Here is a 9,357-nt window from a genome sequence, read left to right as displayed (position 1 = left end):
TCGTTCTTACGCAGAACGCATCCTCTCCAGCACTTCCCAGCGCTCCAGCAATTCCAGAAGTTCGAGCTCAATTGCATCGAGCCGAGCCTTCAACTCTGACACAATTTGCGGCGTCTCGCGGTAGAGGGCGGGGTCGGCGAGGCGCTCGTTTAGCCTGGCCTGCTCCAGCTCCAAGGTTTCGATGCGCTCCGGGATCGCCTCAAGTTCACGGCCTTCCTTGTAGGAGAGCTTGGTCTTCGGCTTATCCGCTTTCACGGCCGACACTGATGCTTCTTTTGGTTTCTCGGCCTTAGCTTTTGCAGGCGTGGCATGTCGGGCGCGATACCCCTGCCAGTCGGCGTAACCGCCGGCAATCCCGATCCATCGACCTTCGCCCTCGTAGCACAAGGACTGCGTGGCCACATTGTCCAGAAAGGCACGGTCGTGCGATACGAGGATCACCGTGCCAGTGTAGTCTTGTAGCAACTGTTCCAACAGTTCGAGCGTATCGATGTCGAGGTCGTTGGTGGGTTCGTCCAGCACCAGTAGATTCGCAGGCCGTGCGAAAAGCCGGGCCAGGAGCAAACGGTTGCGCTCGCCTCCAGACAGGGCGGAAACCTTAGCCCTTGCACGCTCGCTCGGGAACAGGAATCCCTCCAGATAGCTAATAACGTGTTGGCGGTGACCGGCAATTTCTACGTAATCTGAGCCCGGTGAAATGGTGTCGATCAGGCTCTTCTCGTCGTCGAGCTGGTTACGAAACTGGTCGAAGTAGGCCACCTCCAGTTGGGTGCCTTGGTGAATACGGCCGGAGTCGGCCTTGAGGTCACCGAGAATAAGGCGGATAAGCGTGGTCTTGCCGCAGCCGTTCGGGCCGATAAGGCCAAGCTTGTCGCCGCGCATGACGGTAAGCGAGAGGTCCTTGATGAGGTGGCGCCCGCCGAAACCGTGGCTCACCCCTTCCAACTCGGCAACCAGTTTGCCAGAGCGCTCACCGGCATCGAGGGCAAAGCCTACCTGGCCCACGCGCTCCAGACGCGCGGCGCGTTGCCGCCGCAGATCCTCAAGACGCCGCACGCGCCCCTCGTTGCGGGTGCGGCGCGCCTCGATGCCCTTGCGGATCCAGACTTCTTCCTGTTTCCAAAACTTGTCGAACTTGCGATTGTGAATGGCCTCAACCTCAAGCTGCTCCGCCTTCTTCTGCTGGTAGGCGCTGAAGTTGCCTTGGTACTCGCGTAACTGACCGCGATCCAACTCAATGATGCGGTTGGCGACGTTGTCGAGGAAGCGGCGGTCATGGGTGATGAAGAAGAGTGCACCGGTGAAGGCGACGAGCAGTTCTTCTAGCCAGGAGATTGCCTCGAAATCGAGGTGGTTGGTAGGTTCGTCGAGCAGCAGGAGTTCCGGCTCGCCAACCAAGGCCCGGGCCAGCGCCACGCGTTTCTTCTGACCACCGGAGAGGGCATCGACCTGTGCGTCGGCGGGCAAATCGAGGCGGCCCAGGGTCTCCTCCACCCGGCTGTTGAGACGCCAGGCGTCGGCGGTTTCCAGTTCGTGGCTGAGTCGATCCAGTTGTGCGAGATCGGCCGCCTCGGCTGCGTGGCCGACACGGTGGGCCACGGCGTGGTATTCGGTGAGCAATCGGTGAGCATCGCCGACGCCCTCGGCCACTGCCTCGAACACCGTGTGGCCGGGCTTGAATACGGGCTCCTGCGGCACGTAGGCCAGCCGTAGACCGGGCTGGCGCCAAACATCTCCCGCATCTGCATGAATCTCGCCTGCAACAATCCGCAGCATGCTAGATTTTCCCGTGCCATTACGGCCAATTAACCCGATTCGTTCCCCCTTCTCCAGGACCAGAGACGCACCATCCAGCAGGGGCCAGTGACCAAAAGCCAACTCTAGTTTGCTCAAAGTAATAAGAGGCATAAATGTCTATCCCTGCTACGCTGCCAAAACCATCGAAGGGCTGGATTTTACAGGCCATCTTGTGCCTCATCCCAATAACTGCCGACTCAGCCAGCCCTAACGCCGTATCGGTCGAGGTCACATCACCCTACCCACCTTGCTGAACGAAATCCGGCACTGAGCGGAGGGCTGTCAAGGGGACCGTGGAATAAATGGAGGGGACCCGCCCTGCGGGGAGGGGCCGTTTATGCCGCGAAAGCCCCTTTACAGGCCGTAGCGACCCCATGCTCTGTGGCAAGGGGTGGGGTTCGTTTCAATAACCCCACCCCCTGCCACGCGGCGAGCGCGGGGTATGGGGCGGAGCCCCATGGTTCTATGACCGCTCGTTTCCGGGCAGGGTGTCGGCTAGGCTTGCCAAACGAGGAAGAGGCCCAGGGCAACCAGCATGCCACCCAGGATCGCATTCATGACGCGACGGGCCCGGGATGAGATCAGCCGTTGCCCCAGAAGATGGGCGCCCCGCGCAATGGCGAGTAAGGGCAAACCGGCGCCAAGGCCGTACAGGAACATCAGCGCCGCCCCAAAACTGGGGCTGCCGTTCATGGCGACGGCACTTAGTATGCCGATGAGAATGGGCGTCGCACAGGGTGCGATTGCCAAGGTGAAGAGGAAGCCGACCATGAAAGCGCGACCCATCCGAGGGACGAATTGCTTCAGGGTCGAAGCGCGGGACAGCCAGGGGATGTACAAGGTAGGGTGCAGCCGGACCACACCGAGAAGGTCCAGTCCCATGATGAGCGGCACCGACGCGAGGAGCAGCCGCAGCGTCACCGGCATCTGCCCGAAGACCCAACCGAGCGAGGCTGTCACCGCTCCCATGGCCGTCGTGGCACTTGCCATGCCAGCGATGAAAGCGAAGGCGATCCGGCCGGAGCGGGAACCCCCTTCCGGGTGCAAGCCCGCCTGCCCCAGGTAGCCGAGGGCGGCTGGGTACATGGGCAGGCAACATGGATTGAGGGCAGTGGCCAAGCCCCCGAGTAGCACGAGGGGAATCAATAGCGGGGAACCGCTCTGGAGCCAAGGCGTCAGCCACTCGGCAATGCTATCCATCGCCTACTGGCGCAGCAGTGTTTCGGCTTGGGCCAGCGCTTGCCGAAGCTCGGCCTGCACGGCGTCGCTCTCGCCCACAATGCGCTTGCGCTCCCGGCCGGTACTATCCACGAACACCACGGTAGGCAGGAAGCGCACCTGGTACGCCTGGATCAGGGGATTCTCGGGGGACCAATCAACCTTGGTGACGCCAATACGTTCTCCGTAACGCGCCTCTGCCTCTTCCACAATCCGTAGGATCGCCCGGCAGCTTGCACTGTCGTCACCCTTGAAGAGGACGACCTGGGGGCCGCTAACGGCTGCGGTAGCGACCGCGGCGGGGTGGCTTTGAGGCCATTTTGCCCAGATGAGCGCGGCAACGGCGGTGAGAGCGATGATGAGGAGTGCACGGCGCATTCTTGTTCCTTTCAGTGGCAGGCGCCCGAGCAGCCACACTTGGCCTCGGGTGCGGGGGATTCTATTTCTCCAGGAGCCCGGTCCTGCACGTAGTCGTGCCCTTCCCGAAGCGCGGTCTCGGCCCGTGCCAGCTCCCTACCCAGGTAGGCAGCATGATCCAGGCGGCTGATGAGTCCTTCCGCAATGAACGTGCTGTAGAGCGCGGTTGGGGTGGCTCCCTCGACCACCCGGTCCAAAGTGCCATTATTGGCATAGTGTTCGAGCACGAGGCATTTCCGACGCCTGTCCGGATAGAGCACCAGGTAGCCGGCGGGGTCCGACACCAGGCGCGAAGGTTCCTGGGCCTGCTGGACCGGGATTGTGTTCCCATGGGCGAAGGTTGCTGTCGCCGGCCCTGGATCGTTGGCAGCCGCCTTGGCAATTTCACCGGCAATGGCCTCCAGGTCTGTCATGCCGATGCAGTCCATCACCTGTACTTGCCGGCGGAACGCTTCGACCTGCTCAAGGGAGACATTCTTGATGACGGGGCGTTTCCCCTCGGCGCCGCTTATCCGACCCCTGTCTTCCAGACCGTTCATCATGAGGGCAACGAGGGACTGCCCTGGCAGGTGGCCTATAGCCTTCTGGGTGTCTTCGCCGCAGACGATGAGGAAGCGGATGTGGGGATTGGGCAACAGGTTGCGGATCAGGTGCTCGATGCCCAGGTTCTCGGTGTGCAGGCTTCCGACGATGGCCAAGCCAGGCGCTTGGGTTCCGGCCAGGCGGGGCATCAGATCGTCGGAGTTGAGGGTGCAGACGGCGACCGGCGCCTGATAGCGCACCACGCGATAGTCACCGGGCAGCGGCGGCCAGCCCTCGCGCTCCTCCGGGTCGGCAGTCGCGCAGTGGGCCATTTCCGCTATGGCCGGGTCGATCTCGGCGGTAGCGTTGGTAGCGACCGCCGGCCAGCACACCTCGCAGCCCAGGCATTCGTAGCGCTTCGGCTCGAAGAGAGCCAGGGCCTCCTTGATGAGTTCCGGCAATAGCTCTCGAATAGGATGCGATTGCTCCAGCGCCTGCACGGTATCCTGGAAGCAGCCACAGCGGTGGCACTTGGTGGCGGCCATGGCGAGGCGTATCTGTTCCTCTGCTGCTTCAAGTCCCCGGGCGCTCATGCGATACGCTCCTCAAGTAGGCAAAGATCGCCCCTCAGGGCTTCAAGCAGCCCCGGGCTGTTCAGACGGTAGTAGACCATCTTGCCGTCGTTGCGCATGGCAAGCCAGCGCTGGTCGCGCAACAGCTTCAATTGATGCGACGTGGCGGCGACGGTAAGGCCCAGCACATGGGCTACGTCGCAGACGCACAATTCGCCCTGGGCCAGCGCCAGGAGGATCTTGAGGCGGGTGGCGTTGCCGAGCAACTTGTAGAGTTCGGCAAGTTGGGGCAGCGCCCCTTCATCCTTGGCCAGTTCCGCCTTGATGCGGGCAACCTTCTCCTGCTCGAAGCAGGTGACGTTGCATATCGGACTCTGGATGATATTGGAAGCCGCTTTCAAGGTCGCCCCTCATTTCGATGATTTCGAAAATGATAATGTGAGGCAGACAGGTTGGAAAGCGTCGCGTTCCTGAGAAGCCGCAGGAGGATTCTTCCTTCACTGTAAATCAAAGTGGCATGCAGTCATCCGTCCTGGCGCTCTACGGAAGTTGCGCATTTTATTTTCCGTAGAATGTATTGACGCTATATTAGCGACAGTCCCATGTGCAAAGCTGTTTTGGGATACTCATCGAGTGTTCCGCTCCGTATACTTGAGGACTTTCTGTTCGCTCCGGAGCGCGCCCGTTCGCCGGTCAGCTCGCTGTCCGGCGGCGAACGCAATCGCCTGCTGCTGGCTCGTCTGTTTGCCAAGCCGGCCAACGTGCTGGTTCTCGACGAACCAACCAACGACCTCGATATCGAAACTCTGGAATTGCTCGAGGAACTGCTGCAGAACTACGAAGGGACGCTGTTCCTGGTCAGCCACGACCGGACTTTCCTCGACAATGTGGTGACGCAGACCATCGCCGCCGAGGGGGAGGGGCGGTGGCACGAGTATGCCGGCGGTTACAGTGACTGGGCGTCGTACAAGGCCGGTGTGGCGAAGGATGCCGCCAAGGCCCGGTCCGAAACGAAACCGGTGGTCAAAGCTGTCGAGCCGGTCAAGGCAAAGGGCGACAAGCTTTCCTGGAAGGAACAGCGGGAGCTCGAGGCATTGCCGGGGAAAATCTCTGCGTTGGAAGGCGAGCAGGCCGATTTGACGAAGCGCCTCGAGGATCCGTCGATCTACCAGATCGACCCGCAAGCCGCCAAGCAGGCCGCAGAACGGCTTGCAGCAATCGATGACGAACTGATGATTCTGCTGGAGCGCTGGGAGGCGCTGGAGTCGCGTGCCGGTGGTTGAGTCCGGCTACCGCTCCTCGTTCTGCCCGTCGGCTTCCCTTGCCGGCAACGGATCCAGGCCAAGGCGCTGACGCACGACTTCCGGTTTGATGTTGAGCAATTGCCCGATATCCTTGTAATCGTCGGGCAAGGCCGGATCGTCCCAGCCATGGGATGAGTGGCGAGCCAGGCGTACCGCCAGGGTCGCATTGCGAACGCGCGCCTGCTCTGCGTTGTCGTCGTCGATCAAGGTCTGGAGCAGCGGCGGCAGATGCCAGACGCGGCAAAGCTCCCGCTGGATTTCCTGAAAAGTGAAGCCGAGCACTTGTGCTTGCGCATCGGCGCTGCGCATCCCCGGATGCGCTTTCAGCAGTTCCTGGATGCGCAGGCCGAGTTTCGGCGCGGTACACCACACCAGCATTTCGGCCAGGTCATGGAGCAGCGCTGCTACACGGACTTCCTCCATGTTGATGTCCTGTCGCCAGACCGCCCATTCCTGGGCGTAGTCGGCGGCGCGCTGGGCGCGGCGGATGATCTGGAGGACGCCGAGAAGCGCTTGCGGGCCGGCTTCCTTGACCTGTTCCTCGATGGTGAACAGCTCGTTGAAGCGGTTGAAGAAAGGTTCGATGCCGGCCATCATCACCGCGCTGGCGATGGTCGTGATATCCCGTTGCAGGGAGCGCCCGCGCATCGGCTGGATGTAGGCCAGCACACGTACCGTCATGATCGGGTCTTGCAGGATCAGGTGGGCGAGTTCGCGGACATCGACGCGGTCAAGATCGGCACGCATCTCCTCCAGGCGGCGTTTGGTGACGCGCAGGATGGGCAGCCCGTTATTGCTGAACAACAGTGTCCAAGAGTCAATGTCGGGTAGCGCGTGGTCAAGCATTGTCGGTGGGCTTTCGAAGGGCGTGTCCTTGAGGGCAGGGAGGAGTGTAAGGTGGCTGGCTATGCCGGGCAAGGGCGGCAGCGTGCGATAATGCCCCTTCGCTCAAACATTCACGAACCATCATGCGCTACCAAGTCGTTCCGGTTACTCCCTTCGAGCAGAACTGCACTCTCTTCTGGTGCGAGAAAACCCGCCAGGCCGTCGTGATCGATCCGGGTGGCGACATTGAACGCATTCTGCGCGCGCTGGAGGGCGAGCAGCTGACGTTGGCCAAGGTGCTGGTCACTCACGGCCACATCGATCATGCCGGCGGCGTTGCCGCACTGGCGGAGCAGACTGGCGTACCGATCGAGGGACCGCACGAGGAGGATCGCTTCTGGATCGAAGGCATGCCGCAGCAGAGCAAGATGTTCGGCTTCCCCAATGTACGCAGCTTCGAACCGACGCGCTGGTTGAAAGGCGGCGACAAGGTTCATTTTGGCGAGGTCGAGTTGGACGTGCTGCACTGCCCCGGGCATACGCCGGGTCACGTCGTTTTCTTCCATGCACCGAGCCGTCTGGCCCAGGTCGGTGATGTGCTCTTTCAAGGCTCCATCGGCCGAACCGATTTTCCGCGAGGTGATTACGATACGTTGATCAGCTCGATCAAGGGGCAACTTTTTCCGCTGGGCGATGACGTCGCATTCATCCCCGGCCACGGCCCGATGTCTACCTTTGGCGAGGAGCGCCAGTTCAACCCCTTCCTGTCCGGGCGCTTCGGTTGATTAGTTTGCCGGGCGGATTTTTGCTGCCCAACTGATGGCGGTCAATTGGGTATCCAGATAGATTTCCGGCGATATGCCCAATGCGTCGAGCTTTTCCGACGCCACAGTCAGTTCGCGTTTCTCGACGGCGCAAACGGCGCTCAGGAGTTTGCCGAACGGTCCCTCGAGCTCGCCCAGCGCCTGCTGCGCTAGCTCAGGCAAGGGGAGCTGGTTGAGAATCTCGGACATTGGCATGTTGAGCAGCACGTCCAATAGCGAAAAGGTACCGATCATGAACGCCATGTCTTCCGGGTGTTCGAGTGCCGGGTCCAGCGGGAGTCGCGAACACAGCAGTTCGATGAGGCGGCCGCGAGCTGCTGCTTTCGGGAGCAGTGGGGTCGGGTGCTGGCCGTTATTGGGGTCGGAATAGACCAGGAGTTGCAACCAACGCTGCAGTTGCCGGCGCCCCAGCAGGTTGATGGCTTGGCCGAAGCTGGTGATCGGGCTACGCGGGGACATGGCGGCCGAGTTGACCAGCCGGAGCAGGCTGTAGGAGAGCTTGGATTCCTCGCGGAAAATGTCTTCAAGGTCGCTCGTGCTGGCATCGCCCTCGATCAGACTGAGCAGTTTGAGCAACTTGAGCTTGGTCATGTCGGCCTTGCCCGGCATGGCCGAACGAGCCAGTAGATACTCACCTGTCGAGAAGCTGCTGGCATTGGCCAGGGTCCACTCGCGGTCGTTCTGGGTGTGCAGCCCAGTGATGCCGATAACGGTCCGGCTGGCCATGCCCAACAGATTGTACGGCGGCAGGCTGCGAGCGTGGCTGGCGTCGATGAGCAGGTAGTCCCAAGTGCCGCTAGCGGGCAGCTTGATACTAGAGCTTGCGGCCAAGGCCAGCTTGCGGCTTGCCTGACGCAATTGGCTTTCCAGTGCTGTCAGTGCTTCATGGTTGTCCGGCGAAATGTCGGCCGAAAACACGATCACCGCGCGTTCTCCCTTGTTCTGCAAGGAACCGCAATTGCTTTCTGCCGGGAAAAACCATGGCAGACGCTGGTCGAATTCATCAAATTGCGGTGAATTGGCCAGTTGCGAAAGCAGTTCCGGATTGCGTGTGCCATTGGGAAGTTCGGCAAGGAAGGCAGCCCAGGCGTCGTCCGAACCCAACATCGGGTGGATGAAGACGTAAGGCAATTTGGTCATGGCGTTTCTCGTCATTATTTTTAACAATAATAACAAACCGACGCCTCCCCGTGTTCGCACTCCGCCACAAATATGCAAGCGGAAAAGCCGGGCGTTGCTTCAACGTATAATCCCTACATGACTCCGCTTTATTGGACGCAGGCCTCCGAAGAATTGGCCGCCAACGATCCGCTCATGGCCGAACTGGTGGCGCGTTACCGAGGCGCTTCGCTGGTTTCTCGCGGCGATCCGTTCTCTACATTGGCGCGCTCCATTGTCGGGCAGCAGATATCGGTCAAGGCAGCCGATTCGGTGTGGGCGCGCTTCGTCGCGCGTGTGGGTGAGGTTACGCCGAGCCAGGTCGGTTTGGTCGGCGAAGAGGGTTTGGCGGGCTGCGGCCTGTCTCAGCGCAAGATCGAGTACGTGAACGATCTGGCCAGGCACTTTCTTAGTGGAAAAATGAATCCTGCGCTCTGGGTGGATCTGGATGACGAAGCAGTCATTGCAGAGCTGGTTGGTGTACGCGGCATCGGTCGGTGGACAGCCGAGATGTTCCTGATCTTCAACCTGATGCGGCCGGATGTTTTTCCATTGGACGACATCGGCTTGCAACGTGCTGTCTTCGAGCGCTATTTCGACGGTGAAAAACAGCCGCGGCGCGTCCTGTTGGCACATGGGGAGCGTTGGCGCCCATGGCGTTCGGTGGCGACCTGGTATTTATGGCGCAGCCTCGATCCGCTCCCGGTGGCGTACTGAAAC

9 protein-coding genes and 1 pseudogene are annotated in these 9,357 nt (G+C 61.0%); 3 read left to right on the top strand and 7 right to left on the bottom strand.

Annotated features, from left to right (window positions below):
- Nucleotides 1-6 precede the first annotated feature (6 nt).
- The 5 genes from AB6Q56_RS12125 to AB6Q56_RS12105 all read right to left on the bottom strand — a co-directional run bounded on the left by AB6Q56_RS12125 (nucleotide 7) and on the right by AB6Q56_RS12105 (nucleotide 4,927).
- On the bottom strand, nucleotides 7-1,908 hold the full coding sequence (locus tag AB6Q56_RS12125) for an ATP-binding cassette domain-containing protein (protein WP_434513429.1): 1,902 nt from the start codon (nucleotides 1,906-1,908) through the stop codon (nucleotides 7-9).
- 384 nt (nucleotides 1,909-2,292) lie between these two features.
- Nucleotides 2,293-2,997, bottom strand: a complete 705-nt coding sequence (locus AB6Q56_RS12120; RefSeq protein WP_434513428.1) for a cytochrome c biogenesis CcdA family protein — start codon at nucleotides 2,995-2,997, stop codon at nucleotides 2,293-2,295.
- Nucleotides 2,998-3,000: 3 nt separating this feature from the next.
- A complete protein-coding gene (locus AB6Q56_RS12115; protein WP_434513427.1) occupies nucleotides 3,001-3,393 on the bottom strand; it encodes a thioredoxin family protein in 393 nt (130 codons plus the stop codon).
- An 11-nt stretch (nucleotides 3,394-3,404) separates the two neighbouring features.
- Complete coding sequence (locus tag AB6Q56_RS12110; protein WP_434513426.1) at nucleotides 3,405-4,547, bottom strand: tetrahydromethanopterin S-methyltransferase subunit A; 1,143 nt, start codon at nucleotides 4,545-4,547, stop codon at nucleotides 3,405-3,407.
- Complete coding sequence (locus AB6Q56_RS12105) at nucleotides 4,544-4,927, bottom strand: ArsR/SmtB family transcription factor (protein WP_434513425.1); 384 nt, start codon at nucleotides 4,925-4,927, stop codon at nucleotides 4,544-4,546. The genes AB6Q56_RS12110 and AB6Q56_RS12105 overlap by 4 nt, the downstream gene beginning before the upstream one ends.
- Nucleotides 4,928-5,134: 207 nt before the next feature.
- Here AB6Q56_RS12105 and AB6Q56_RS12100 point away from each other — a divergent pair.
- Nucleotides 5,135-5,809: pseudogene (locus AB6Q56_RS12100) on the top strand (ATP-binding cassette domain-containing protein); the annotation flags it as partial.
- Between the two features lie 6 nt (nucleotides 5,810-5,815).
- On the opposite strand, the gene AB6Q56_RS12095 reads toward AB6Q56_RS12100, so the two are convergent.
- Nucleotides 5,816-6,676, bottom strand: coding sequence for an HDOD domain-containing protein (locus AB6Q56_RS12095; RefSeq protein WP_434513424.1), 861 nt, complete (start codon nucleotides 6,674-6,676; stop codon nucleotides 5,816-5,818).
- 119 nt (nucleotides 6,677-6,795) lie between these two features.
- Here AB6Q56_RS12095 and AB6Q56_RS12090 point away from each other — a divergent pair, with 119 nt between their 5' ends.
- Entirely contained in the window at nucleotides 6,796-7,440 is a 645-nt protein-coding gene (locus tag AB6Q56_RS12090; RefSeq protein WP_434517155.1) for an MBL fold metallo-hydrolase, read from the top strand.
- Here AB6Q56_RS12090 and AB6Q56_RS12085 read toward each other — a convergent pair whose 3' ends face one another.
- Nucleotides 7,441-8,619, bottom strand: coding sequence for an EAL and HDOD domain-containing protein (locus tag AB6Q56_RS12085; protein ID WP_434513423.1), 1,179 nt, complete (start codon nucleotides 8,617-8,619; stop codon nucleotides 7,441-7,443).
- 72 nt (nucleotides 8,620-8,691) lie between these two features.
- Between AB6Q56_RS12085 and AB6Q56_RS12080 the strand changes: the two genes are divergently transcribed.
- Entirely contained in the window at nucleotides 8,692-9,354 is a 663-nt protein-coding gene (locus tag AB6Q56_RS12080; protein WP_434513422.1) for a DNA-3-methyladenine glycosylase family protein, read from the top strand.
- Nucleotides 9,355-9,357: the final 3 nt, after the last annotated feature.

The organism is Dechloromonas sp. ARDL1 (assembly GCF_051122455.1).
Classification (GTDB): domain Bacteria; phylum Pseudomonadota; class Gammaproteobacteria; order Burkholderiales; family Rhodocyclaceae; genus Azonexus.
Note: the sequence above shows the minus strand (reverse complement) of the source record. Positions and strands in the feature narration are given on the sequence as shown.